The following is a 26,539-nucleotide window of genomic DNA, read 5'->3' on the forward strand; positions in this document are numbered from 1 at the left end:
GTGAGCTGGCTCGACGCCGTCGGCTGGATCGGTTCGGCGTTGCTGGTCTGGTCCCTGCTGCAAACCCGCATCCTGCGCCTGCGCGCCATCAACCTGGTGGGCTGCTTCGTCCTGATCGGGTTCAACTGGGCACTCGGCGTCTGGCCGATGGTCGGCCTCAACACCGCACTCGCGGTGATCAACATCTACTTCCTGGTCAAGCTCCTGCGGACCCGCCATTCCGACGAGGTCTACTCGGTGGTCCAGGTCGCGAACGACGACGTCTACCTCGCGCACGTGCTGACCGTGCACGGCGCGGACATCGCGCGCTTCAACCCCGGGTTCCGGCTCCGTGGCACCGGTGCGGCCTTCCTGGTGGTACGCGGAGACGAGACCGTCGGCGTGGTGATCCTCCACGACGGCGGCAACGGAGTCGCCGTAGTCGACCTCGACTACGTCACGCCCAAGTACCGCGACTTCACCCCGGGCGAATTCGTCTACCGGCAGAGCCACATGTTCACCGATCGGGGCTTCCACACCGTGGTCGTCCCGGCTCGGCCCGCTCTCTCGGCGTACTTCACCCGGTTGGGGTTCACCCGGGTCGGCGACACCTTCTCGATGACGCTCCCTCCACCCACCTGACGATTTCGGCTGCGGCTTCGGCCGATTTCCATGATCATGGTCAATTCCATGTCGCTATGGCAACCCAGAAATGACCCTGATCATGGAATGCGACGCGGGGCGCTGCTCTCTGCGTACCCCTTAGTGGAGGGTGACCGCCCACGCTCGGGTGATGGTCTGGTCGAGCCGGTTTCCCGCGGAGTCGGTGATCGTGACCTGGACCGACGCGTAGCCCGCGACCGCCGGGACGAGGAGGGTGACCGTCCCGTCGGCGGCGCGGCGGCCGGTGAGCGGGTGCCAGGTGCGGCCGTCGTCGGCGGAGATGGCGGCGCGGACGTCGAGCGGGCCGCGGAGGGTGACCCCGGGCTGGTAGCCGGGCCGGATCACCAGCGGGTACGCGTGCCGCGCGTGCACAGTGTTGCGGAGGTCGGTGCCCACCGAGTACGCCGCCTGCAGCAACGGAAGCACAGCGATCCCGTCGGGGCGACCGGACTGGAACGTCCACTTCGTGCTAGTGGCGGTCGATGTGGTCCACCACGGCTGGTCCCGCTGGACGTCGAGGCCCAGCTGGTAGGTGGCTTTCCCCGCAGGCACCGTGACCTGGGCCGTCACCGCCGACGTGTCGAGCAGGGTGACGCCGTCGCGCGTCAGCGTGAGCCGGGAGCGGTCGCCGCCGTCGAGCCAGCCGTATTGGTCGCCGGAGCCGTTGGCCCATTGGGGCATCGCGATCCGGAGTGCGTCGTGCGACCGGTTGGCCGGTGCGCCGAGGGCGTACGAGGCGGTGACGGCGGGCATGGCCGGGCGGGACAGCGCCCCGAACCAGTCCTCCGAAGTACGCTCCCCGGCCCGGTAGGTGCGGGCGAGCCCGGTGACCGTGCCTTGGGCGTACCAGGCGGAGATGTCGGCCGACGCCTCGTGCCGCCAGGTGATCTCGTTCCCCCGAGTGCCGACGGTCAGGTGATCCACGCGCTCCGACGGCGTCGGCACCACCCGGAACGCCGAGTACGCCGCCAAAGCCGTCGGGGTGATCGCGTAGCGGCCTTCGGTCGCACGGCTGTCGAGTGCGCCGTGGAACGAACTGCGTACGGTGGCCGTCGGGAGACGGCGAGTGTCGTAGGTCAGGTTCGCCGGGATGCGTCCGCGTTCCGGCAGCAGCACCTGATACGCGTACGGGCTGGTCGGCGTACCGGTGACGCGGACGGTCCGGCCGAGCCGGGCGACGTCCTCCTCCTGCAGCGCATAGGTCGGAACCGTTGATCCTTCGGTGAACGGTTCGTAGTACGACGGGTCACCGGAGTGCAGCAGCACCAGCGCCGCCCCGGCCCGCTCGGCCGCGCTCAGATCGACGGGTTCCCCCATCGGCGCCTTCACCAGCAGCGCCTTTCCGCGCGCTTGAGCCACCTCAGAGGTGATCGCCAGCGCGTGGGTGCCGTCGAGAGACGGCGTGTTCGCGACCGGCGCCGGCGTCAGCTCGCGTCCCTGAGCGGCGACGGTCAACGGCGGTTCGCCCAGCTCGAAGTGCGTCGTGAACTCGAACGTCCCGTCGGCCACCCGCGCCGTCGGAGTCGCCGAGAACCTCGTCGTGATGCGGGGGTTCAACCCGAACCCGGTGATGATCGACTTGTCGCCGACGACGCGCTGCCAGGCGACCGTCGCGTCGCGTACCTGGGCGTTCTCGGGGGTGCGCACGCTGATCGGGACCGCCTGCCGGGCGTCGAAGCTCAGGCTGGTGTCCCCGCCGATGGTCAGCTCCGGCCGGCCCAGCACCGTCAGCTCGCGCGGCCAGTCGCCGTCGTCCACGGTGAACGCGAACACCATCAGCGCATATCGGCCCGACGGCACGTCCAGCGTCGCGGCCTCCGCGCCGACGATGCCGCGCAGCAGCTCGCCCGTGTCGAGGTTCCACAGCTGCGCCTGGCTGAACGCGCCGACCGGCTTGCCGTTCCGGCCGACCGCGCTCACCGTCAGCTTGTGGGTGGGTCCGGCCACCTCGAATCCGACTGGTACGCGTAAAGCAGTGCCACTGGTCCGGACGACGATCTGTCCGGTGTAGACGCCGCCGGAGGTGTGATCCGGGTCGAGCCGCAGGGTGGCAGTGCCGGAGCCGTTCGGCGGGAGGGTGAGTCGAGCCGGGCTGACGGTCAGGGCGGCCTGCTTCGCCCCGTCGGCGACGGCGCTCGCGCTCAGGTCGAGCGTGATCGGAGCGCTGGACGTGTTGCGATAGGTCACCGTGCTGGTCGTGTCCGGCCGGGCCGACCCGGTCCAGTCGACGTGCCCGAGGATGATCGAGCCGGTGCTGACCAGGACGGGCTGACGCATCGCGGCGGCGATGTCGATCCGGCCGGTCCCCATCGCGATCGCCGGACCGGCGAGCGGCTGCGCGGTGCTCACCAACGCCGCCTTGAGCTGGGCGGCCCGCCATTCCGGATGCTGCTGCGCCAGGATCGCCGCCGCGCCCGCCACATGCGGCGTGGCCATCGACGTCCCGGACAGTGAGGTGTACTTGTCGTCGATCAGTTCGCCGGCCGAGGTCCCGGCGGCCCGGGCGGCGACGATGCCGACGCCGGGCGCGGTGACCTCGGGTTTGACGGCGGCGTCGCCGGGCCGGGGACCACGCCCGGAGAACGCCGCCAGCTGGCCGGACTTGTCGACCGCGCCGACCGTGAGCGCCTGGGCGGCCGCGCCCGGGGCTTGCACGGACGCCTCGCCGGGCCCGGCGTTGCCGGCGGCCACGACGAACAGCGCGCCGGACTTCGCGGTGAGGTTGTCGACCGCCTCGCTGACCGGATCGGTGCCGTCGCTCTCTCCCGCGCCCAGGCTGAGGTTGATCACCCGGGCGCCCTGGGCGACGGCCCATTCCATGCCCGCGATGACCCAGGAGAGGTCGCCGGAGCCGCTGCCGTCGAGGACCCGCCCGACGATCAGTCTCGTCTCCGGCGCGACGCCGTTCAGCTGGCCGCCGGGATTCCGCGCGCTGCCGCCCACGGTCGCCGCCACGTGGGTGCCGTGGCCGTTGGTGTCCACGGCGGACCCTTCGCCGGTGAAGTCCTTGGCCGCCGCCACCCGGCCCGCCAGATCCGGATGCGTCGGGTCGTACCCCGTGTCGAGGACGGCGACGGTGACGCCCTTGCCGGTGTAGCCGGCCGCCCAGGCCTGCGGCGCACCGACCTGCGGGACGCTGTCGGCCAGTGCCGCGCGTACCTTGCGGTCGAGGAAGACCCGGCCGACGTCGCCGGCGCGGGTCAGCGAGCCGGGCTGGGCGAAGCGTGCGGTCAGGCCGCGCCAGAATTCGCGAGCCCGCGCCTTGTCCTCGGTGACGGCGACGGCGTTGATGCTCGGCAGGAGAGCCCGGCGGGCGGCGCCTGGCGGATTGGCCGGCACGGCCGGCGTCCCGCCCGCCGGGGGCATCAGCACCAGCGGCAACGACGATCGGGACGCGTCGTCGTAGCCTGCCGCGGCGAGTTCGGTGACGTTGAACAGCTGCTCGTCCAGGCGACCCGCCGCCACGTGGGGCAGGGCGTCGACCGGGACGACGTAGGTGTCGCCGTCGCGGGTCGTGAGCTGGTAGCCCCTGCCCTCCGACTCGACTCCCACCACGGGTCTGCCTTGGACGGTCGACAGGCGTACGCGATCCCCGGTGATCAGCGTGACGATCTTGGTCTGCTGTGGACCGGCGGCCGTCTGGACGCCGCTCGCCGCCTGGGCGCTGCCCATGGCACTGGTTCCGCTGAGGGCCAGCGCGACGGCGACTGCGACTACAGCGCGTAATGACCTCACGACGACGCTCCTCCCCAGGCTGCGACAACGGATCGTGAGTGTTACACCTGGTAATCGCCGGGGAAAGATCATTCGGCGGCGCAGCTGCGCCGTGGCGCAACTGCGCCACCGTTTTGCCGGGAACCCCCTTCGGCTCTCTCGCGTCTCACCCCCGTCCCTCGCCGTTGATCATGGAGTTGACTGCGGTCTCGACGGCGTGCCGGACTGGAAACTCCATGATCAACGGTCCGGCCGCGACGGCAGGAGGTCACATGCTGGAACCCGCCGGGCTCACCGCCACCGAAGAATCGGCGTACCTCGCGTTGCTGCGGCAGGGCAGCGCCACGCTGGATCAACTCGCCGCCCGCGCCGGTCGCACGACGGCGCAGATCACCCGAGCCGTCAGCGGCCTGCATCGCAAAGGCCTCGTGCACCGCACTCCCCCGCCGCACGGCCTCGTCGTCCCGGTGCCGCCGGACGAGGCGATCGACCAGCTGATCCAGCGGCAGCACGCCGAACTCGACCGCACCCGGGAGGCTGCCCAACAGCTCGCCGCCCAGACAAGGGAGGCCACCGCGTCGAAGAGCACCGCCGAGCTGATCGAGATCGTCCAGGGGCGTACGGGGGTGCAGCGCGCCTTCGAGCGGGTGCAGGCCCAGGCGCGTACGCAGATGCGTGTGCTCGTGACACCCCCGTACGCCGCGACGAGCCAGGTCAACGATGTGCAGCTGACCCGGGGACCGGAGGTCGTCTACCGGGCGGTGTACACCGTGGAGGCGTTGTCCGAGCCGGGTTTCCTGGCCGCCATCGGCGAGCACGTACGCGTCGGCGAGCAGGCCCGGCTGGCCCCGGCGGTGCCGACGAAGCTGGCGATCGCCGACCATTCGCTGGCCCTGCTGCCGTTGGTGTGGACCGACGCCGCCCAGGACTCGGCCGTCCTCGTGCACCCCTGTGCCTTGCTGGACGCGCTCGTCGCCCTCTTCGAGACGGTCTGGGCGGCGGCGAGCCCGCTGGCGTTGACCGGCACCGGCGAAGTGACGCCGCTCGGCGAACTGACCGCCGAGGACCGGAAGCTGCTCTCGCTGCTGATCGCCGGGATGACCGACGAGGCCGCCGGGGCGCGGCTGGGTCTGAGCCGCCGCACGGTGGTACGCCGGGTGCAGCACCTGATGGCGGTGGCCGGCGCGCAGTCTCGTCTCCAGCTCGGCTGGCGCGCCCACGAACTCGGCTGGCTCTCGTGACGCCCCTCGCTCACGCCACCCCTCGGGCGTGATCATTGCGCCAGCCATGCTGTTTCGTGCTGCGAAATGCCCGAATCAACAGCATGGCTGACGCAATGATCACGCGAATCGGTGCGTCACAAGAGGCCCGCTCGAGCGGCGGCGAGCCCGGCCTGGAACCGCGTACGCGCACCCAGGCGCTCCATCAGCTCGCTGGTCCGCCGATGCACCGTACGCACACTGACGCCGAGCTGCCGCGCGACGGCTTCGTCCTTCAACCCGGCCGCCAGGAGGGCCACCAGGTCCGAGTCGGGCGCGGCGGGGTCGGCTGCGAAGACGGGCACGGCGACGTTCCACAGCAGGTCGAACAGCCGGATCAGCGCATCGAGCAAAGTGGACGCGTACACCACGAGGGCGCTGTCGACCATCGCGTCCCGGTCGGCGGTGAACGGCAGGATCGCGGCGGACCGGTCGGAGATGGCGAGCTTCAGCGGCACGTCGTCGCAGACGCGCGCCTCCTCACCGGCGTCGACCGCCGCCCGGATCAACCGCAGTGCTCCCGGCAGTTCCAGGGCCTCCGGCGCGTAGATGCCGCGTAGGCGTACGCCCCGGCTCAGCAGATCGTTCTCGCCCGGGTTCGGCTCGCTCGGATTCTGGGCGTACGGGGGCCGGTCCAGCACCAGCAGCTCGTGCCGGGTGGACTGCTGCAACTGTTGGAATCGCGTCGCCACCGCCTCGCGGCCGAAGACGATCTCCAGTTCCTCCTCGGGCCGATGCCGCCGATCCGCGGGCAGGTCGGCGAGCAGCAGCTGCGCGGCCTGCCTCGTCGCCGCCAACTCCTGCTGCCGTCGTGCGATCAGCGCCTCCACCGCCGTGTCCGGCCGCGCCGCCACGTATCGGGTCGGTCGCCCGGCGAGCCGGCTCACCAGGCCGCACTCCGCGAGGCGGTGCAACGACTGCCGGACCGCCCGCGCGCCGCGCCCGGCTCGCTCGGTCAGCTCGGCGGGCGTGAGTCCGCGTTCTCGCAACAGCATCCGATAGAGCGCCTCGTCTTCGGCGGGAACCCCCAGGGCCTCGAGCATCGCGTACCTCCCACGGTGGCCTGTTGCCGACACGGCAGGATCCTGCCACCGGTTCGCCTTTACGCGCCAGGCCCGGACCGGATATCAAGATCCAGTGGTACGCAGAAAGAACGCAATCCTCACGGGCGCCCTCGGCGCCCTCCTCCTGATGAGCACCGTCGTCGGCGGCGCTCCGGCGCAGGCCGCGCCCACCTGGACCGTCCCGGCGTGCGGGCAGGTGACCGGTGGCTCGGGCGCCCTGACCTTCACGTGGAGTGACGGCCATTACCTGACCCGGACGGCGACCGAGTTGCGGCCGGTCACCGTGGTCTCCGACATCGAGGCGCTCGCCGCGCCGAACACTCTGCTGGCAGTGGACGACTTCGGCAAGCTTTCGCAGAGCCGGGACGCGGGCTGCAGCTGGACCCCGATCGCCACGCTGGCCGGTCAGCCCCCGTACGCCATCACCGCGGCGGGCGGGGCGAGTGCGTACGTGTGGTCGCGGGCGAACGACGAGTTGCTCTACCGCGTCGACGGGACCAAGGTGACCGAACTGCCGCGGATTCCGTCGGCCGACGTCGGCAACCTGCTCGCCCTCGCCGTCGACGGCAAGCACCTGCGGGCGGTCACCTCCACCGGGGTCGTGCTGGACTCGGTGGACGGCGGGCTGTCCTTCCAGCGCCGAGGCGTGACTCCGCAGCCGGTGCTCGGCTGGTGGATCTGGGGCTACGAGGGCTCGATCGGCCGGAACCTCGACCACATCGTGCTCGGCACCAGCAGCGACGGCGTGTACACCACCTTCGACGGCGGGCTCACCTGGACTTCGTCCAGGCTGTCGGCCGAACCGAACCACCGGATCAACATCTTCAGCGTCGCGGTCTCCCCCGCCGACGAGAACGTGGTCTGGGCCGAGGGGCTCGACACCACCGAACTGGACGCAGGCAACACTCGCGCGCAGGGCCGACACCTGTGGCGGTCGACCGACGGCGGCCGGACCTTCACCGTCGCGGTGGACCACGACCCGGCCACGGTGACCCTCACGAACGGCGTGCCGCTCGCTCCCCATCCGACGGACCCGGACGTCGTCTACTTCGAGTACGGCACCTGGTTCGCCAACTACGGCACCGACCTGTACGCGTACGACGCGGGCACCGGGCGGCTGTCGACCGGGCACAGCGGCCAGGACGGCATCAACGCGATCAGCTTCAACCCGGCCTATCCCCAGGTCCTCTACCTGGGCCTGACCGAGGTCCGCTGACTTCCGCCATAGCTGCAGCGGCCCTCCTCCCGGCCCGGCCGAGCGCTCTACACCGGACGCTCGGCCGGGCCTTTCGCTCAGGCCGGCGGCGTACCGGTCGAGCGGAAGTCGGCCGCGTGGTCGGCCGCCCATTCGGCGAAAGTCCGCGCCGGCCGCCCGATGAGCCGCTCGACGGTGTCGACCACCGGCTCCGGTGTGGTGACGATGGACGCCCAGTGCGCCAGTGCCCGGTCGACGAACTCCTCGTTACCCCACGCCGCCACCATCTGCGCCCGGGCCTCCTCGACCGGCTGCTCGTCGAACCGCAGGGGGCGGCCGATCGTCTCCCCGATGACGCGTACCTGGTCGGCCTGGCTGATCGTGGCGGGGCCGGTCAGGATGTAACTCTGCCCGGTGTGGCCCTCCTCCGTCAGCGCGGCGACGGCGACGGCGGCGATGTCGGCCTCGTGGAGGAGCGACCGCTGCGCCCCGGCATACGGGGCTCGGACGACGTCTCCGGCGCGAATCTGGGCCGCCCAGCCGAGGGCGTTCGTCGCGAATCCGCCCGCACGCAGGAACGTCCACTCGACGCCCGAACGGCGGATGAGGTCCTCGACCTCGCCCCAGACGCCGTTCTCCGCCGGGCTCACGTCGTCGCGGACCGAGAACGCCGACAGGTAGACCACCTTGCGGGCGTACTTGGCGATCGTCTCGATCACGGGCGCGGCTCCGTCGGCCGAGTGGAACGGCCACAGCAGGAAGACCGAGTCCACGCCGTCCAGCGCCACGCGCAGTGACTCCGGATCGGTCAGGTCGCCGCCGACGGCCTGCACCCCGGCCGGGAAGCCGGCCGCGTCGGGACGGCGGGTGAGCGCCCGGACCGGCAGCTCGGTCCGGGCCAGGGAAGCGGTCAGGTGACGGCCGACGTTGCCGGTCGCGCCGATGATCAGTGTCGTCATGCGTCCAGCGTTGAACCTCAACCTAGGTTGAGATCAAACTTTTCGCCTGTCAGCGTACGCGGGAATTTCCCGTCATTGCCGTTAACGCGGATGACGCAGTCTACTACCACCCATGAATAAATGGAAAAGTCTGACGTTCGCGGCGCTCCTGGCCGTGAGCACTCTTGTCGCACCGCAGGGTGCGCTGGCCGCCCCGGTGACGAGCGCGGTCTTCAACAATCCGACCGGCACCGCGGCGGACAAGGCGCTGCTGCAGAACAAGATCGTGGAGCTGATCGGCACCGCCCCGGCCGGGTCACGCATCCGGATGGCGATGTACTACGCCGACGACGCGACGATCCCGAACGCGTTGATCGCGGCGCACCAGCGCGGGGTGAACGTCCAGGTCATCTTCGACGGCCGGGAGACCGCCGAGGCGTTGTGGCCGTCGCTGACCGCCGAGCTGGGCACGTCATTGAGCGCGGCGAGCTGGGCGCTCGCCTGCCCCGCCGGTCGCGGGTGCATCGGCAGTCGTGTCCTGGGCAGCGTCGACTCCATCAACCACAACAAGTTCTTCTTGTTCTCCAGCACGGGCGGGGCGTCGAACGTCGTCGTGCAGTCGTCGGCCAACCTGCACAACGGGCGCGACGGGCTCGGCGGCTGGAACAACGCGCTGATCCTGGTCGGCAACGCCGCCGCGTACGACTACTACAACGGCTACTTCGACGATCTCAAGGGCCGGGTCGTCAACAACAACTACTACGACACGCGTACGCCGCTGCAGGCGGGCAACTCGAAGATCTTCTTCTACCCGCGCCAGGAGCAGTCGGGGACGAGTCCTTACCAGAACCCGGCCGAGGACACGATCTACACGATTCTGTCCAACGTGGACTGCTTCGGGAACTCGGTCGTCGGTACGCAGGACGGCACCCACCGGACCATCATCCGGGTCGCGATGTCGATCTTCAGCCGGGACTATCTGGCCAAGAAACTCTGGGACCTGGACGCGGCCGGCTGCTACGTGGAGGTCGTCGAGACCTACCACCCCGGCTCCGACCTCGAAGTCAGTGCCATGAAGAAGCTGCTGGCGACGGCCGGGAGCTATCACGGGCCGGCGGTCAAGTACTACTGCGACACCGACTCGATCTGGATCCACTCGAAGTACTTCGAGGTCGAGGGGGTCTACTACGACAAGCCCGACCGGAAGATCGTGTGGACGGGCAGCCACAACTGGAGCACGAACTCGCTGCGGCAGGCCGACGAGGCCATCCTGCAGCTCGAGGACAGCACAGTATTCGACGCGTACACGGCGAACTTCCGCGCGATCCGGGACAGCTCGACGATCCGCTCGGTCGCCAACGGTGGCACCGCGAGCTGCCCCGCGTGAGCTGCCCCACGTGCGCTGCCTCACGTGATCATTGCGTCAGCCATGCTGTTGAAAGGGGCGAATCGCCTCGCGTTACAGCATGGCTGGCGCAATGATCAGGACTTGATGCGGGAGTTGGTGGGGTCGTAGAGGGGGCGGAGGGAGACACGCGCGGGGTGGATCGAGCCCGCGATCTCCACGCTCCACTCGGCGTCGTCCAGGTACGCGGCGGTGATGGGACGGTCGGCTTCGACCATCGCGAGGCCGACCGCCCCGCCGAGGGTGAACCCGTAGGAGGCGGCGCGCACATACCCGACCGGTACGCCGTCGCGCCGCAGCACCTCGCCGTGGAACAGCAGCGGCTTGGGGTCGGTGACGAGCACCTGGACGAGCCGGCGCATCGGCGGCCCGGCCTCCTTGAGCGCCACCGCCGCGTCGCGGCCGACGAACGAGGGCTTGTCGAGGGCGACCGCAAAGCCGAGTCCGGCCTCGTAGACGTTGTCGGTGTTGTCGATGTCGTGGCCGTAGTCGCGGTAGCCCTTCTCCATCCGCAGGCTCGACAGCGCCTTCAAGCCCGCGTGGACGAGGCCATGCCGGTCCCCCGCCGCGGCGAGCCGGTCGTAGACGTGCACCGCCTGCTCGGCTGGGATGTACAGCTCGTAGCCGAGTTCGCCGAGGTAGGTGATCCGGATGCAGAGGACCCGGGCGTAGCCGAGGTCGATCTCGCGGGCCGCTCGATATCCGAACGCCTCGTTCGACAGGTCCGCCGAGGTCACGTCGGACAGCAGCGCCCGCGACCGGGGACCCTGGATGTTGATCTGGGCGTACGCCCCGGTGACGTCGGTGACGAACGCGTGCCGGCCGGCGCAGAACCGCTGCAACCGCGTCAGCACATGCCGGTGCGCGGTGTCGCTGGCGACCACCCAGAACGACGTCGGGGACAGCCGGGTCACGGTGAGGTCGGCCTCGATGGTCGCGCCTTCGTTGAGCCACTGCGTATAGGTGAGCAGTCCGTCCGAAGTAGAGACCCGGTTGGCGGACAGCTCCTCGAGGACGGCCTCAGCGTCGTCGCCTTGCACCAAGAACTTCGCCATGAAGCTCATGTCCATCGCGATCACACCCTCGCGGGCCGCCTTGTGCTCAGCCTCCCAATAGGGGAACCAGTTCTGCCGCTCCCAGGACAGCTCCTCGACGACCGGTTCGACCCCGGGCGGGGCGTACCAGTCGGGGCTCTCCCAGCCGCTGACGTCCTTGAAGTACGCCCCCTTCGCGGCGAGCCGAGCGTGGAACGGCGAAAGCTTGGCTCCCCGGGCGGTCTGCATGGAGCGGCCCGGATAGTGCGTCTGGTAGACCATGCCCAGCGACTCGACCGTACGCGTCGCCCGGTACTCCGGATTCCGCTGGTACGGGTGAAGCCGGTCGATGTTGACGCCGGTGACGTCCCAGTCGGGGCGGCCGTCGACGATCCATTGGGCGACCGCCCGGCCGAGACCGCCGCCGGTCAGGATGCCGATCGAGTTGAGCCCGGCTGCCACGAAGTAGTTCCGCAGCTCCGGGGCCTCGCCGATGATGGGCGCGAGGTCGGGCGTGAACGACTCGGGGCCGCAGAAGAACTTTTTGACGCCCCGGTCGAGGGTGATCGGCACGCGGCGCATCGCCTTGTCCAGGTAGGGGCCCATCCGCTCCCAGTCCGGCGGTAGTTCGCCGAAGGAGAAGCCGTCCGGGATCCGGCCGACGTTCCACGGCGCGCACTCGGTCTCGAAGAGCCCGACCATCAGGCCGGCGCCCTCCTCGCGGTAGTACCCGTAGGACGACGGGTCCTCCAGCACCGGCAGGTCGCCGTGCACCTCCGCGATCGGCTCGGTGAGGAGGTAGTAGTGCTCGGCCGCCTGAAGCGGGATGTTCACCCCGGCCAGTTCGCCCAGCTGGCGGGCCCACATGCCGGCCGCGTTCACCACGTACTCGGCTTCGATGTCGCCTTCCGGTGTGCGTACCCCTTGGACCTGACCACGAGCCGTGAGGAAACCCGTGACCGGAAGACCCTCGATGATCTTGACCCCGCGCTGGCGCGCGCCCTTCGCGAGCGACATGGTGACGTCGACCGGGTTGACCCGCCCGTCGTCGGCGACATAGAAGCCCGCGAGCAGGTCGTCGGTCCGGGCGAGCGGGAACAGCTCGTGGATCTCGCGCGGCGAGATCTCGTGGACGTCGACGCCCATCAGCCGGTTGAACGCGGCGACGCGCCGGTACTCCTCCAGCCGTCCCGGATCGGCCGCGACCTCGATGAACCCGACCTGCTTGAGGCCCGTGGCCAGCCCGGTCTCCGCCTCCAGGTCGCGGTAGAGGTCGCGGCTGTACTGCCGCCAGCGGGTCGACGTCTCCGACATCGACCCGAACGTCACCATCAGGCCCGCCGCGTGCCAGGTCGTCCCCGACGTCAGCTTGTCGCGCTCGACCAGCACCACGTCGGTCCAGCCGAGCTTCGCCAAGTGGTACGCGATACTGGTGCCGATCACGCCGCCACCCACGACGACGACCTGTGCTCTGTCCGGAAGGCGCGACATGGACGCAGAGTACAGCCCACGCACAGACAGTCGAGATATCTTCCTCGACATGGACGAGAACCGGGCCCGGCGCGTCGTCGACGCGCTCCGCGATCGAGGCGTCCCCGCTCACCTGTCCCTGGGCGGCGGCTTCCGCAAGGTCGGCGTACGCGTCGCCCTGCCGGACGGCCGCGAGGCGCTCTGGGACACCGACGGCACGGCCGGCCTGGAGGCTCAAGTGCTCCGGGACGGGATGCTGGTCGGCTTCGTGCCCCACATCCCCGGCTCCGAGGACTTCACCGAAGCGCAGGTCGTCGACGCCATCGCCCGCACCGACTACGACCAGCCGGTCGCCCGGCAGCGGGCCGAGGCCCCGCCGCCGGCGAAGCCGCTGCCGATGGAAGGCGGCTTCTTCCGCCGCTTCCGCGACGGCTTCCGCTGACCCACTCTTCCCCGCCCCGCTTCGCCCCGCTCGCCCGCTGCTTTCGCGCGCGCCGCTCCCCCGCCTGCTTTCCGCGCGATCATGAACCAACGGGCATGATCGACCGGCGTGTCGTGTCCCGAGCGCCCTGAGCAACTCCTTAACGGCGTGATCGACAACGGCGTGATCGACGCCGCTCGGGTCAGTCGCCGAACGCCTTGGCGGAGACGATGCGGAGTTTGCCGTCCTGACCCGGCATCCGGGGAGCGCGGTATTCGACGTACAGCTGAGCGCCGACGCCGACGGTGACCGCGGCTTCGGCGGGGGCGTACTCCTTGCCGGAGCCGGCCCGGGGGACGACGGACACCCGGAGGCGATGGGGTCCGGCCGGAACGGGCACCGCCTCGGGGGCCCAGCTTGCGACGGATTGCCGGACGCCGTCGACGACGAGGACCGGCACTGTGTCCTTGTAGGAGCGTGCGACCGCCCAGGTGGGCCGGGTGAACGTCATCCGCAGGACGCCCTGACCTAGCGACATGCCAATACTGTCCCACTTTGGTGCGGTACGCGCACGGCAAGCGCGCAAAGCCGCAGCCCCCTACAGTGGCGCGCATGCGAATGCCGGTGTCCCTCGCCCGCTGGGCGGCGTTGCTGTCGCTCCTCGGCGGATGCGCCTGTTGCTGCGGAAACTGGGCGCCGATCGGCCCGTCGCCGGACATCGAGGCGGCCGACGTCGTCGGCACGTGGGTCAGCGACGAAGGCGCAAGGATCACTCTGAACGGTGACATGACCTTCCGCACCGACGGCCTCACGAAATGCCTCGAAGGCGAGGAAGGCGTGGGTGGCGACGGCGAGGGCACCTGGTCGCTCGGCGATCCCGAGACGCTCGACCCCTATCAGGACCTGACTCTCAAGTACGCCCCCTACGGCGAGCATCTGCAGACGTGGCGAGCTCAGGAGGACGAGATCGTCTACGTCTGGGGCGACACCGACAACAGCGAGATCTGCTTCTTCTCGCGTACGGGGTGAGGAGTGGGTGATCGAAATCACGCGATCTGTCCGGATTCGACGATCGCCGATCCCCGTTCACCGGGCCGGTTGATCGTGACGGCCACGCAGCGGCAGGTGATGGCCCGGATTTCGGCGGGCGGCCGACGGGCACCCGACCGTGCTTCACCGATTCGGTGGACAAAAGGGTACGCATCGGCAGCGTGATCGACGGCGAGTCCACTGGCGGACCCTTCTGAGCTGCACAACGATGAGAGGGGTGGAGCAAGCCAGCACAGAAGATCACGATCATCAACCCATCGACCTCGACCGGCTTCGGCGTACCGCTGAATCGGTTCTGCGCGGCAACTGGTCCGGCGACCACATGGTCCCGTCCCGGACCCTCTATCCCCACCAATGGAGCTGGGACGCCGCGTTCATCAGCATCGGACTCGCCCACGTCGCCCCCGACCGCGCCTGGCGTGACCTGCGCAGCCTCTTCACCGCGCAGTGGCCCGACGGTCGCGTGCCGCACATCGTCTTCGACCCGGGCGTGAGCGAGAAGGACTACTTCCCCGGCCCCGCGTTCTGGGACGTGCCGCCGTTGCCCGGCGGGCCGAGCCACATCCGGACCACCGGCATCGTCCAGCCGCCCGTCCACGCCCTCGCCGCCCGGATGATCCACACGGTCGCCCCGGACGCCGAGGAGCTGCGCTGGCTCTACCCGCGCCTGGTGGCTCAGCAGGAATACCTGCTCAAACAGCGGGACGCGGGCGGAGCCGGGCTGGCCAGCATCGTGCATCCGTGGGAGTCCGGTCTGGACAACAGCCCGTCCTGGGACGACGCCCTCGCGCGGCTGCCGGCCGACGTGCGGGTGCTCGACCAGTACCAGCGGCGCGACGTGCAGGTCTCGGTCGCCACCCACCGGCCGACGAACGCCGACTACGCCCGATACATCGCGTTGGCGGCGTCCTATCGCGACAACGGCTACCAGGACTTCGATCTGCTCGACCGGCACGGTTTCGTGGTCGAGTGCCCGGCCTTCAACGCGCTCACCGCCGACGCCGAACTGGCCCTGGCCGAGATCGCCCAGATCGTCGGGGCCGACCCGGGGCCGCATCGGGAACGGGCCGCCGAGATCACGCAGACCATGGTCGAGCGCCTCTTCGATCCCGAGACCGGCCTGTTCCACACCTTCGACGTGCGTACCGGCCGGCGATCGAAAGCCCGCTGCGTCAACGGCCTGATGCCGCTGATCCTGCCGGGACTGCCCACCGAGATCGCGGCCTCGCTGGCCGCGGAGGCCGCCTCCGAGCGATTCGGGCTGCGCCCGCTGCCGGTCCCGAGCTACGACCGCACGGCGCCCGACTTCGACCCGCTGCGCTACTGGCGCGGCCCGGTCTGGATCAACGTGAACTGGCTGCTGCGCCGCGGCTTCGACGGCCACGGGTACGCCGCCGAGGCGGAGACCCTGCGGCAGGCGATGCTGTCGTTGGTCGACCGGTCGGGGTGCTTCGAGTACTTCGACCCGACCACCGGTGCCGGGATCGGCACGCCGGAGTTCAGCTGGACCGCCGCGCTGGTGCTGGACCTCCTCGAACGCGCTTGACGCGGCCGTCGCGGCAATCATCGCCAGATCCGGGATAACGTCCTTTCGCGGGCTCGGAAGGCCGCGTTATCCCGGACAACGCGCGACCGGCCCACGCGGGCGACCGGCCCACGCGCGCGACCGGCCCACGCGCGCGACCGGATGGCGCTCGCGATCGGATGGCGCTACGGAGAGCTGGCGGCGTCGGCCAGCGACGGAGCCAGCCATTCCAGCGCGTCCGCGGCCGACAGCGGCGGGGAGTAGAGGAAGCCCTGCCCGTATCGGCAGCCGAACCGGGCCAGCAGGTCGCGTTCGGACGGTCGCTCGATGCCTTCGGCGATGACTTCCAGGCCGAGAGTGGAGGCGAGCCGGATGATGCCGTCGACCAGGACCGCCTGCTGGCCGGACGAGGTGATCGTGCTGGTGAACAGCCGGTCGATCTTGAGCGCGTCGAGCGGGACGTGCCGCAGGTAGCTCAGCGACGAGTAGCCGGTGCCGAAATCGTCGATGGCCACCCGTACGCCGGCCCGCCGCAGTTCGACGAGGTCGTCCCAGATCTCGTCGTCGTCGCGGAGCAGCAGGCTCTCGGTGATCTCCAGCATCAGCCGGTCGGCGGGGACTCCGGCGTCGGTCAGCGCCTGGCGTACGTCGCGGACGAAACCGGGCGTCCGGAACTGGTGAGCGGACACGTTGATGCTGACGTACGGCGCGTCCCGCGTGACCTCCTGCCACGTCGCGGCGGCGGCGAGCGCCTGCCGCAGCACCCAGATGCCCATCGGGACGATGAGCCCGCTCTCCTCGGCCACCTCGATGAAGTGGTCCGGCAGGAGCCGGCCGTGTTCGGGATGCTCCCAGCGGACGAGCGCTTCGAAGCCGGCCGTCACCCCCGAGCGCAGCCCCACGATCGGCTGGAACTCCAGGGTCAGCGCACCCGCTGCGACCGCCTCGTCCAACGCGGCTCGCAGTTCCAGCCGCCGCACCATCGCCGTGTGTAGCGACGGGTCATACCGCCGCCACTGCCCCTTGCCCGCGTTCTTGGCCACGTAGAGCGCGAGGTCGGCCTCCCGCAGCAGGTCCTGCCCGTCGGGATTGTCGGCGGTGGTCGCGACGCCGATGCTGGCCCGCCCGGAGACGACGCGTTCCTCGATGGTGAAGGGCACGCCGAGCACCTCGACGATCCGTTCGGCGACCTGGTCGATCGCCTCGGCCGTGGGCGCGCCGATCAACGCCGCGAACTCGTCGCCGCCGATACGGGCGGCGGTGTCCTGCGGGCGCAGCGTCGTGGTGAGCCGCTTGCTCACCTCCAGCAGCAGACGGTCGCCGTACTCGTGACCGAAGGTGTCGTTGACGACCTTGAAGTCGTCGAGATCGACGAAGAGCACGCCGACGACCTCGCCGGAGTCCTGCGCCATGGCGACGGCCACCTGAATGCGGTCGTTGAGCAGCACCCGGTTCGCCAGACCGGTCAGCGGGTCGTGGAAGGCCAGGAAGGTCAGCTCGGCCTGCAGCCGCCGCTGGTCGGTCACGTCGCGCATGGTCAGCACCGGCCCGCCGACGGTCGGGTCGTCGCGCAGGTCCCGGCACGTCACCTCGACCTGCACCGCGCTGCCGTCCGGACGGCGTACGGACCAGTCCGCGGGCACGTCGCCGTCCCAGTCCGCCAGCTTGCGGGCCAGCTCCTCGGAGCTGACCTCCAGCCGTTCGCTCAGGCGTACGCCGGCCAGGTCCGTGCCGAACACACTCAGCGCGGACGGGCTCGCGTACCGGACCCGGTCGCCGTCGGGCTCCAGGATGAGGATGACGTCCGTGGTGTTCTGCACGAGCGTGCGGAAGTACTCCTCACTGGCCCGGCGGGCGACCTCCGCGCCCAGCATGATCCGTTCCATGGCCAGCCCGGCCTGCCCGGCGACCAGCTCCATCGGGATCTGGATCTGCCCGAGGGCCACCTCGTCCGCCGCCACCAGGAGCACGCCGATGGTCGGGTCGCCCGAGAACCGCTCGGGCAGGACCATCGGGCAGATCAAGGTGATCTCGAAGCCGCCGAGCCGGTCGGCCACCTCGGGCGGCAAGGTCCGCGTGTAGGCCAGCCGCGCACCGTCCGTCGTCTGGCGCGCGAAGAGATCGGGGACCCGGCCGTCGTTCATGACCACGTGTACGCGGTGAGGCGCGCCCGGGGGCAGCAACTGAGCGGCGGCCAGCCCGATCGCCGACTCGACCTCGGCGATGGAGGTGGCCGAGAGCAGCACCCCGTTCGCCTCCCGGATCCCGCGTCCCCGCATCAGGTTGCGCCGATACGAGTTGATCACGCCGAATAGGCGGACCAGGGCGAGGACGAGGGTCGCCCCCAGGAAGACCACGATGACGACGTCGTACTCGGAGCTCTGGCCGCTGACCGTCTCGGCGAGCAGCAGGAGCAGTGGCGCGAGCACCAGCAGGGAAAGCCAGATCTGGTGGCGGATGCCCATCTGCCGGGGCCGCACTATCCGGGGCTCGGTCAACTCCACCATCGAGGGGTGCAGCGCGGCCGCGCCCCAGGACGCGTAGAAGACGATCCAGCCGAGGTCGACCGGGCCGCCGGTGGACCAGTCGCCCTCGATCTGGGCCAGCCCGTAGAGCACGTCGGCGACCAGGGTGCCGCCCATGCCCACCAGGAGCAGCAGCACGCTCATGTTGGGCCGGATGGCCGTGACGAGGCGTACGCCGACCAGCAGCAGGACCAGGTCGCCGAGCGGATAGCCGATGGAGATGAGCCGTTGGAGCGTGGTCAGGTCGGGGTCGGTCAGCCGCGGGCCGATCAGGTAGAGCCAGGCGAGCAGACCCAGCGCGACGGTGACGATCATGGCGTCGAGCGCGGCGCTGCGGTTCTGCCCACCGGAACCCGACCTGGTCAGCCCGAGCACCCCGATCGCCAGGAAGACGAAGGTGACCAGGTAGAGGAAGTCCGAGATCGACGGGAACGGGTTCTCCTGCCCGCCGAACCGGACGAGCAGCTCATACGCGAGGTCGCCGGAGCAGAAGGTCGTGAGCGCCAGGGCCAGCCAGAGCCAGGGTGCCCGGCGCCGGGGCCGGTTGCGCCAGACCCCGAAGACGACGGCGGCCGCCGCGCCGTAGCCGATCAGCGACCAGATCACGACATGGGCTGATGGCAGGGCGTAAAACGCCCCACCTAGAACCACCATGCCGACGGCGTACGCCAGCATCACCCGGTCTCGCATGCGCGGCCAATTCTGCCAGGAATTTCGGATTTACCCCAATGATCAGGGACGTATCCTCATGTTGCCGTGCGGGGGCCGGTCGCCGTTGGGAGAATCGGCCCATGAAGGTGACCAAACCCCTGGTGGGCCGGCCCTGCTACGTAGAGCTCTCGACTTCCGACACCGCCGACGCCATGCGCTTCTACGGCGGCCTGTTCGGCTGGACCGCGGAGACCGATCCGCGCGCGGAGGCGGGCGGCTACGGGATGATCAAACTCGGCGAGGCGGCGATCGGCGGGCTGTCCCCGCTCATGCAGCCGGATCAGCCGGTCGCCTGGACGATGTCGATCGGCGTGACCGACGCCGACGCCAGCACCGAGGCGGTACGCCAGGCGGGCGGCACCGTCCTGGCGGAGCCGGTCGACATCTTCGACTCCGGCCGCTTCTCCTTCGTCACCGATCCGACCGGCGCGGCCTTCTCCCTCTGGCAGGGCCGGAAGTTCCCGGGCTCGGAGCGGATCGACGAGGACGGTGCCCTCGTCTGGACCGAACTGGCAACTCGTGACACGAAGGCCGCCCGGGACTTCTACACCACCGTCTTCGGGTGGACGGCCACCGACGGGGACATGGGCGGCGAGACCTACACCCAGTGGGGCCTCGGCGGCGAGGACTTCGGCGGCATGATGGACATGGCCGGGCACTATCCGCCCGAGGTGCCGCCGAACTGGCTGCTCTACTTCGGCGTACCGGACGTCGACGCCACGGTGGCGAAGGCGGACCCGCTCGGCGGCACGATCATCGTCCCGGCCAGCGACATCCCGGGCACCGGCCGGTTCGCCTGCCTCCAGGATCCGCAGGGGGCCGTGTTCGCCGTCTACCACTCCACCGCTTCTTCCTGAGGCAGCCCACCGGACCGTACGCTGAGCGGCGTGACCGAGGTCTTCCTGCTCGACGCCGTCCGCACCCCGTTCGGCCGCTACGGCGGCGCGCTGTCCGGCGTACGCCCCGACGACCTGGCGGCGCACGTCCTCCGGGCGGTCGCCGACCGCACCGGCCTCGATCCCGCGACCGTCGACGAGGTCTACCTGGGCGACGCCAACCAGGCCGGCGAGGACAACCGCAACGTCGCCCGGATGGCCGCACTGCTGGCGGGCTGGCCGACGAGCGTACCGGGGACGACGGTCAACCGGCTGTGCGGCTCCGGCCTCGACGCCGCGATGCAGGCCTCCCGCACGATCGCCGTGGGCGACGCCGACCTGATCCTCGCCGGCGGCGTGGAGGCGATGAGCCGGGCCCCCTGGGTGCTGCTCAAGCCGGGCAAGGGTTTCCCGCAGGGGCACGAGACACTGCACTCCACCACGCTCGGCTGGCGCATGGTGAACCCGGCAATGCCACCACAGTGGACGGTGTCACTCGGGGAGAGCACCGAACTGCTCGCGGGCAAGTTCCAGATCGGCCGGGCCGAGCAGGACGCGTTCGCCCTGCGCAGCCACCAGGCCGCCGATGCCGCTTGGAGCGCCGGGTTCTACGCCGGCCACGTGGTGCCGGTCCCCGGTACGACCCTGGAGCGCGACGAGAGCATCCGCCCCGACACGACGCCCGAGGCGCTGGCCAAGCTGAAGCCGGTGTTCCGCCCGGACGGGACGGTGACGGCGGGCAACGCCTCACCGCTCAACGACGGCGCCTCCGCCGTCCTGCTGGGCTCCCAGACAGCGGCCGACCGGCTCGGGATCACGCCGCTGGCCCGGATCGCCGGACGCGGCGCGGCCGCCGTCGACCCCGACGTGTTCGGCATCGGCCCCGTCGAGGCGGCCGAGACCGCCCTGCGCCGGGCCGGCATCGGCTGGTCCGACCTCAAGGCGGTCGAGCTGAACGAGGCGTTCGCCGCCCAGTCGCTGGCCTGCCTGGCCAGCTGGCCGCAGCTCGACCCGGAGATCGTCAACGTCAACGGCGGCGCGATCGCCATCGGCCATCCGCTGGGCGCGTCGGGCGGGCGCATCCTCGGGCAGCTGGCCTACGAGCTGCGGCGGCGCGGAGGGGGCTACGGCCTGGCCGCCATCTGCATCGGCGTCGGCCAAGGCCTGGCCGTGGTCCTAGAGGCCTGACACCCCTCCCCCTCCGCCCGCCCCGCCCGTCGTTTCCGGCCGATCATGAACTAACGGTCATGATCGGCCGGCGTGTCGTGTCCGCGGGACCCTGATCAACTCCGCACGCGGGTGATCGACAAGGCGGCGGTCAGCCGCGCAGGAAGTCCTGCACCAGGGGGTTGATCCGCTCGGGGCTCTCCAGGCTCGGCAGGTGACCGGCCCAGTCCAGCGACACCCGCTGCGCGCCCGGGACCTGCTCGGCGACGTGGTCGGCGATATTCGTGAAGACCTGGAAGTCGTGGTCGCCGGAGACGGCGAGCGTACGCGCGGTGATCGCGCTGAGGTCGAACGCCTCGTGACGCGGGCCGACCTCGGGGGCGTCGATCTGCACCTCGAAGGCGTTCCGCTGCATGGTCGCGACCAGAGCCTTCGTCTCGTCCGTCGCCAGCGGGCCCAGCCAGGTACGCACGTTCAGCTCGACGGCCGCCTCCAGGTCCCGCTTCTCCAGCAGGGCTTCCTCCTGCTCGTCGAACTCGTCGGCGTCCGGCGTCGAGGGGAAGCCGCGCAGGGCCGAGCAGAGCAGGACGAGCGAGGACACCCGGGACGGCCAGCGGGCCGCGATCTCCAGCCCGACCCGGCCACCCATCGAGGCGGCGACCAGGGAGAACTGGTCGATCCCCAGCGAGTCGACGAGGGCGAGGACGTCCTCGGCGTTGTTCCATTCGCTGGTCGGCATCGGGGTTTCGCCGAAGCCCCGGAAGTCGGGGCGGATCTGGGTGAAGCCGGGGGCTTCGAAGGGCTGCCACATCCGGCGGTCACAGACCGAGGAGTGCAGCAGGACGAGGGCGGGACCGTCACCGGTGACGTCGTACGCGAGAGTCATGCGTTCCTTTCATACGGTCGCCCGAATGCGACCAGAGTGTGCCAAAGATACTTGATCAACTGGAGGACCTCGAGTTCGGGGCCGAAGTCTGCCCAGCTCTCCGGCGTACGCACCAACGACTGGGCGGCTCGCCCGACCAGCTCGGCATCGAAGTGTTCCGCTCCATAGCGCGCACAGACCGCGGCGGCGAACGGCGGCGCCTCCGGCCCCCGGAACTCATCGTCCATATCAGACGGAGATAGGACGAAACCGTTGTGCCACACCAGCTCGATCCCGGCGTCCGCGGCCGCCTTGGCTAGCGCCGCCTCCGTCGGCGTCCCCTGGAAAGAAGGGTCGGCCACGATCGCCTCGGCGTCGGTGGCCAGGTCGACGACTCCGTGGACCTGGGCCTCGATGTAGTCGTCGAGCACCCGGCCGACGGCCGTGGGATCGAAACCGGCACGGGGCAGATCTCGCACGACCGACAACGACCCGCCGTCTTCCACATACCCGGCGAGTAGCGGCTCGAAGGCGGCCATGGTTCCGATGTCCGCCGGCCCGAGGTGGCTGTCGCGGAAGGTGAAGGTGCACCGGTCGTTGACCTCCGGCCGCAGCCGGACGTGGCAGGAGCCGAACCGGGGCGCGGCGCCGTCGGCGTACCCGCCGAGGTTCAGCGCACCGTACTTGGGCCGCTCGGCCGACAACACCCCGTCCCCGTGGTACGCCGCCCCGAACAGCGACAGCTCCCAGCCGTCCCGGTCGCCCCCGAGGAACGCCGATCGGCTGCCGTTGCTGATCCCGGTCTCGTACTGGCTCCGATAGCGGCCGTCGGCCGCGAGCGCCTCCGCGACGGTCAGCCCGCCGGTGGCGATCCGATCCGGGTGGAAGTTCAAGGTCACCCGGCCGTACGCCCGGATGAGCCCGATCAGCTCGGCCGCGTCCGGCACATCCCGCAGGCGTTCGCGGGCGGCCGGAGCGGCGGCCCGGGCGACTCCGGTGACGTGGGCCAGGGCGGCGGCGTTGGCCGGGGACAGATCACTCACGGGCCGAACGACATCACGCCGGCCCGGAGCTGCGCAACCTGGTTTACCCCTGCGGCGAGCCGACGTTGACGTACTTCTTGTTCGCCGCCGCCCACGCGTCCAGCTTGTCCTGCCGCAGCGCCAGGAAGTAACTCTTCTGCGGGCCGCTGGACAAGTTCTCGCCGAGATACCGGCTGCCGCTGTACGCCCCGCTGCCGGGCAACCCGACCTGCGTGATCGTCTGCGGTGACAAGTTGCGCAAGGCGTACGCCAAGGCGACAGGCTTGATCCCGACGACCGTGAGCATCTCGCCGAGCGCGCCCACGACGCTGTCGATGGAGGCCGGGTTGCTGAGGAAGTCGCCCTGGAGGATCTTGCCGACGGCGGCCTCGATGATCTGGCGCTGGTGCCGCTGGCGCGTGTAGTCGCCGCCGTTGGTGTAGCGCTGGCGGGCGTAGTCGAGGGCCTGCCACCCGACCATGTGCATGTTCCCCACGTTGTAGGTCATGCGCGGCCCCGAGTAGCCGTGCTCGCATCGCGGGCAGCTGGGCCGGGGCTTGCCGTCGGGCGCCCGGTGGATCGAGACGACCTTCTGGTCGACGTAGATGTCGATCCCGCCGAGCGCGTCGATCAGCTTGGTCAAGCCGCGGAAGGTGAGCACCGCGCCGCCGTCGAACTTCGGAATGCCCGTGTACGCGCTGACGGTCTTGGCCATGAGCTGGTAGCCCTGCTGGACGCTGGGCTTCTTGACACCGGGAACCCGGGAGCCGTACATCATCGCGTGCGTGATCTTCGTGCGCTCACCGCCGAACTTCGCGGGCGGGAACGCCGGGATGTTCACTACGAGGTCACGCGGCAACGACGTCAGGTACGCCTTCGTCAAGTCGGCGTTGACGTGCAGGATCATCAGCGCGTCCGACCGGGGGATCCAGTTCGGCTGGCTCTCCCGGTTGTCGATGCCCGCGATGAGGATGTTGAGCGGTCCCTTGATGTCGGCCCCGGCGGGCGGAGTCGGGCTCACCTGAACCGAAGGCGAGGGCGACACCGACGCCGACGGCGCGGCTTCGGGCTTCTTGTCCTCCGACGTGCAGGCCCCCAGGCCGAGCAGCAGCACAGCGGCGGCGAGATACGCGATTCGGCGCATGAAGCGGCCCTCCCCAGGGTCGTGGTGGAGACACCATACGACTTACCGGAGAGGGCCGCTCGACTGTTCGGGCTGGATCAGGGTTCCGGGTCGAATCATGCGGCTTGATTCGACCGGGAACCCTGATCCAGCGCCATAGGGTCAGACGGTGACGAGGTCCCGCTCGCCGTCGCCTTCGGCGGTGAGCGCGGGCGCCGGCGCGAGCGCCAGCTTCAGCACGTCCGCGACGTCGGCCAGCACGTGCACCTTGAGCACGTCCCGCACCTCGGTCGGCAGGTCGTCCAGGTCCGGCTCGTTGCGCGCCGGGATGATCACCTCGGTCAGCCCGGCCCGGTGCGCGGCGAGCAGCTTCTGCTTCACGCCGCCGATCGGCAGGACCCGGCCGGCCAGGGTCACCTCGCCGGTCATCCCGAACTCGGGGCGTACCGGGCGGCCGGCGGCCAGCGACGCCAACGCGGTCACCATGGTGATGCCCGCGCTCGGGCCGTCCTTGGGCACCGCGCCCGCCGGGACGTGCAGGTGGATCCGCTTGCCCGCCAGGACGTTCGGGTCCAGCCCCAGCTCACGGCCGTGCGAGCGCAGGTAGGACAGCGCGATGTGCGCCGACTCCTTCATGACGTCGCCGAGCTGGCCGGTCAGGGTCAGACCCGGCTCGCCGTCCATCGCGGTCGCCTCGATGAACAGCACGTCACCGCCCGCGCCGGTCACCGCCAGGCCGGTGGCCACGCCAGGTGTCGCGGTCCGTTCGGCCGACTCGGGGGTGAATCTCGGACGGCCCAGGTACGCCGTCAGCTCCGCCGTGTCGACGTTGATCGAGCCGGTGTCGCCGGCCAGCTGCACGGCCGCCTTGCGCAGGATCTTCGCCAAGGCCCGTTCCAGCTGTCGTACGCCCGCCTCACGGGTGTACTCGGCGGCGACCTTGCCCAGCGCCTCATCCGAGACCGCCACCTCGTCGGCGGTGAGCCCGGCCCGGTCCAGCTGCCGCGGCAGCAGGTGATCGCGGGCGATCGCGACCTTCTCCTGCTCGGTGTAGCCGTCCAGGGTGACCAGCTCCATGCGGTCCAGCAGCGGGCCGGGGATGTTCTCCACGACGTTGGCGGTCGCGAGGAACAACACGTCCGACAGGTCGAGGTCGACCTCCAGATAGTGGTCCCGGAACGTGTGGTTCTGCGCCGGGTCGAGGACCTCCAGCAGGGCCGCGGCCGGGTCGCCGGAGTAGCCCGCCGACACCTTGTCGACCTCGTCCAGCAGGATCACCGGGTTCATCGAACCGGCCTCCCGCAGCGCCCGGACCAGCCGGCCCGGCAGCGCCCCGACATACGTACGCCGGTGGCCCCGGATCTCCGCCTCGTCGCGTACGCCGCCGAGCGAGACGCGGACGAAGTTCCGGCCGAGCGCACGCGCGACGGACTCGCCGAGGCTGGTCTTGCCGACCCCGGGCGGTCCGGCCAGGGCGAGAACGGCGCCGGAACCACGGCCGCCGACGGTCTGCAAACCCTTGGCAGCACGGCGATTGCGTACGGCGAGGTGCTCGATGATGCGGTCCTTGACGTCGGACAGCCCGGCGTGGTCGGCGTCGAGCACCGCCCGGGCCGCGGCCAGGTCGGTGTTGTCCTCGGTACGCGTGCTCCAGGGCAGGTCGAGGACGGTGTCGAGCCAGGTCCGGATCCAGCCCGCCTCAGGAGTGGCGTCGGAGGCCCGTTCGAGCTTGTCCACCTCGCGAAGGGCCGCCTCGCGCACCTTTTCGGGCAGCTCGGCCGCCTCCACGCGGGAGCGGTAGTCCGCCGAGCCCTCGGGCTCGTCCTCGCCCAGCTCCTTGCGGATGGCGGCGAGCTGTTGGCGAAGGAGGAACTCGCGCTGGGACTTCTCGATGCCCTCGCGGACGTCGTTGCCAATCTGCTCGGCGATCTCCTGCTCGGTGAGGTGCTCGCGGGCCCAGCCGATCAGCAGCTCCAGCCGGTGGGTCACGTCGGCCGACTCCAGCAACTCCATCTTCTGCGGCAGGGTCAGCCAGGGGGCGTACCCGGCGGTGTCGGCCAGCTCGGCGAGGTCGGTGATGCGGTCGACGGCGTCGATGACCTGCCACGCGCCCCGCTGCTGGAGCAGAGAGGTCAGCAGCGCCTTGTACTCACGGGCGAGGTCGCGGGTCTTGCCGGTGACGGGGGCGTCGGTGAGGATCTCGGCCTCCACCCAGAGAGCCGCGCCCGGCCCGGGTACGCCGGACCCGATACGCGCCCGGGAGACGCCCCGGAGGACGGCGGCCGGCTCGCCACTGCCGGCCAACCGGCCGGACTTCTCGATGATCGCGGTGACGCCGTGCGTCGCGTAGTCGCCGTCGATGCGTGGCACCACGAGGAGGGTCTTGTCGCCGGCGGCTCGCGCCGCGTCCACCGCGGCCTGCGTGCCGGCGTCCAGGGTCACGCTGATGACCATGCCGGGCAGGAGCACGGCGTCGTTCAGGGGAAGGACCGGGAGGGTCGTCATGGGAGCACCTGCCATCACGTTAGTTGAGC

Annotated in this window: 19 protein-coding genes; 9 read left to right on the forward strand and 10 right to left on the reverse strand. The window is 70.4% G+C overall.

The features are described from left to right. Positions 1-621 (forward strand): hypothetical protein, encoded by a 621-nt coding sequence (locus AB0H43_RS23170; RefSeq protein WP_360002204.1) that lies wholly within the window; start codon positions 1-3, stop codon positions 619-621. A 120-nt stretch (positions 622-741) separates the two neighbouring features. Here the strand turns inward: AB0H43_RS23170 and AB0H43_RS23175 are convergent, their stop codons facing one another. After that, positions 742-4,377, reverse strand: a complete 3,636-nt coding sequence (locus AB0H43_RS23175) for a S8 family serine peptidase (RefSeq protein WP_360002206.1) — start codon at positions 4,375-4,377, stop codon at positions 742-744. A 251-nt stretch (positions 4,378-4,628) separates the two neighbouring features. On the opposite strand from AB0H43_RS23175, the gene AB0H43_RS23180 reads away from it, so the two are divergent. Beyond that, positions 4,629-5,597: a helix-turn-helix domain-containing protein gene (locus AB0H43_RS23180; protein WP_360002208.1), complete on the forward strand. Its 969-nt coding sequence runs from the start codon at positions 4,629-4,631 to the stop codon at positions 5,595-5,597. A 116-nt stretch (positions 5,598-5,713) separates the two neighbouring features. Here AB0H43_RS23180 and AB0H43_RS23185 read toward each other — a convergent pair whose 3' ends face one another. Then, a complete protein-coding gene (locus tag AB0H43_RS23185; RefSeq protein ID WP_360002210.1) occupies positions 5,714-6,658 on the reverse strand; it encodes a helix-turn-helix domain-containing protein in 945 nt (314 codons plus the stop codon). Positions 6,659-6,806: 148 nt separating this feature from the next. Here AB0H43_RS23185 and AB0H43_RS23190 point away from each other — a divergent pair, with 148 nt between their 5' ends. Further along, positions 6,807-7,895 (forward strand): hypothetical protein, encoded by a 1,089-nt coding sequence (locus AB0H43_RS23190; protein WP_360002212.1) that lies wholly within the window; start codon positions 6,807-6,809, stop codon positions 7,893-7,895. A gap of 77 nt (positions 7,896-7,972) precedes the next feature. Here AB0H43_RS23190 and AB0H43_RS23195 read toward each other — a convergent pair whose 3' ends face one another. Next, positions 7,973-8,833: an NAD(P)H-binding protein gene (locus AB0H43_RS23195; protein WP_360002214.1), complete on the reverse strand. Its 861-nt coding sequence runs from the start codon at positions 8,831-8,833 to the stop codon at positions 7,973-7,975. Positions 8,834-8,945: 112 nt separating this feature from the next. Here AB0H43_RS23195 and AB0H43_RS23200 point away from each other — a divergent pair, with 112 nt between their 5' ends. Continuing rightward, positions 8,946-10,199 carry a phospholipase D-like domain-containing protein gene (locus tag AB0H43_RS23200; protein ID WP_360002216.1) on the forward strand — a complete coding sequence of 418 codons (1,254 nt, stop codon included), beginning with the start codon at positions 8,946-8,948 and terminating at the stop codon, positions 10,197-10,199. Between the two features lie 95 nt (positions 10,200-10,294). On the opposite strand, the gene AB0H43_RS23205 is transcribed toward AB0H43_RS23200, so the two are convergent. Continuing rightward, positions 10,295-12,742, reverse strand: a complete 2,448-nt coding sequence (locus AB0H43_RS23205) for an FAD-dependent oxidoreductase (RefSeq protein WP_360002218.1) — start codon at positions 12,740-12,742, stop codon at positions 10,295-10,297. A gap of 49 nt (positions 12,743-12,791) precedes the next feature. Here AB0H43_RS23205 and AB0H43_RS23210 point away from each other — a divergent pair, with 49 nt between their 5' ends. After that, positions 12,792-13,163, forward strand: a complete 372-nt coding sequence (locus tag AB0H43_RS23210; RefSeq protein ID WP_360002220.1) for a hypothetical protein — start codon at positions 12,792-12,794, stop codon at positions 13,161-13,163. A 181-nt stretch (positions 13,164-13,344) separates the two neighbouring features. Here AB0H43_RS23210 and AB0H43_RS23215 read toward each other — a convergent pair whose 3' ends face one another. After that, the gene (locus AB0H43_RS23215) at positions 13,345-13,680 is read right to left on the reverse strand and encodes a hypothetical protein (protein WP_360002222.1); all 336 of its coding nucleotides are present in this window, start codon (positions 13,678-13,680) and stop codon (positions 13,345-13,347) included. 74 nt (positions 13,681-13,754) lie between these two features. Between AB0H43_RS23215 and AB0H43_RS23220 the strand changes: the two genes are divergently transcribed. After that, a complete protein-coding gene (locus AB0H43_RS23220) occupies positions 13,755-14,171 on the forward strand; it encodes a hypothetical protein (RefSeq protein WP_360002224.1) in 417 nt (138 codons plus the stop codon). A gap of 238 nt (positions 14,172-14,409) precedes the next feature. Continuing rightward, a complete protein-coding gene (locus tag AB0H43_RS23225; RefSeq protein ID WP_360002226.1) occupies positions 14,410-15,738 on the forward strand; it encodes a hypothetical protein in 1,329 nt (442 codons plus the stop codon). Positions 15,739-15,902: 164 nt separating this feature from the next. On the opposite strand, the gene AB0H43_RS23230 is transcribed toward AB0H43_RS23225, so the two are convergent. After that, entirely contained in the window at positions 15,903-18,932 is a 3,030-nt protein-coding gene (locus AB0H43_RS23230; protein WP_360002228.1) for an EAL domain-containing protein, read from the reverse strand. A 101-nt stretch (positions 18,933-19,033) separates the two neighbouring features. On the opposite strand from AB0H43_RS23230, the gene AB0H43_RS23235 reads away from it, so the two are divergent. Both AB0H43_RS23235 and AB0H43_RS23240 read left to right on the forward strand, forming a co-directional pair. After that, the gene (locus tag AB0H43_RS23235; RefSeq protein ID WP_360002230.1) at positions 19,034-19,810 is read left to right on the forward strand and encodes a VOC family protein; all 777 of its coding nucleotides are present in this window, start codon (positions 19,034-19,036) and stop codon (positions 19,808-19,810) included. Between the two features lie 30 nt (positions 19,811-19,840). Continuing rightward, positions 19,841-21,016: a thiolase family protein gene (locus tag AB0H43_RS23240; RefSeq protein WP_360002232.1), complete on the forward strand. Its 1,176-nt coding sequence runs from the start codon at positions 19,841-19,843 to the stop codon at positions 21,014-21,016. Between the two features lie 130 nt (positions 21,017-21,146). Here AB0H43_RS23240 and AB0H43_RS23245 read toward each other — a convergent pair whose 3' ends face one another. From AB0H43_RS23245 to lon, 4 genes are all read right to left on the reverse strand, one after another. Further along, positions 21,147-21,881, reverse strand: a complete 735-nt coding sequence (locus tag AB0H43_RS23245; RefSeq protein ID WP_360002234.1) for an alpha/beta hydrolase — start codon at positions 21,879-21,881, stop codon at positions 21,147-21,149. Further along, positions 21,878-22,903, reverse strand: coding sequence for a DUF3626 domain-containing protein (locus AB0H43_RS23250; protein WP_360002237.1), 1,026 nt, complete (start codon positions 22,901-22,903; stop codon positions 21,878-21,880). The genes AB0H43_RS23245 and AB0H43_RS23250 overlap by 4 nt, the downstream gene beginning before the upstream one ends. Positions 22,904-22,946: 43 nt before the next feature. Continuing rightward, positions 22,947-24,026: an LCP family protein gene (locus tag AB0H43_RS23255; protein ID WP_360002239.1), complete on the reverse strand. Its 1,080-nt coding sequence runs from the start codon at positions 24,024-24,026 to the stop codon at positions 22,947-22,949. A 141-nt stretch (positions 24,027-24,167) separates the two neighbouring features. Continuing rightward, positions 24,168-26,510, reverse strand: coding sequence for an endopeptidase La (gene lon / locus AB0H43_RS23260; protein ID WP_360002241.1), 2,343 nt, complete (start codon positions 26,508-26,510; stop codon positions 24,168-24,170). Positions 26,511-26,539 lie beyond the last annotated feature (29 nt).

Origin of the sequence: Hamadaea sp. NPDC050747, assembly GCF_040654195.1 — a bacterium.
Lineage (GTDB): Bacteria > Actinomycetota > Actinomycetes > Mycobacteriales > Micromonosporaceae > Hamadaea.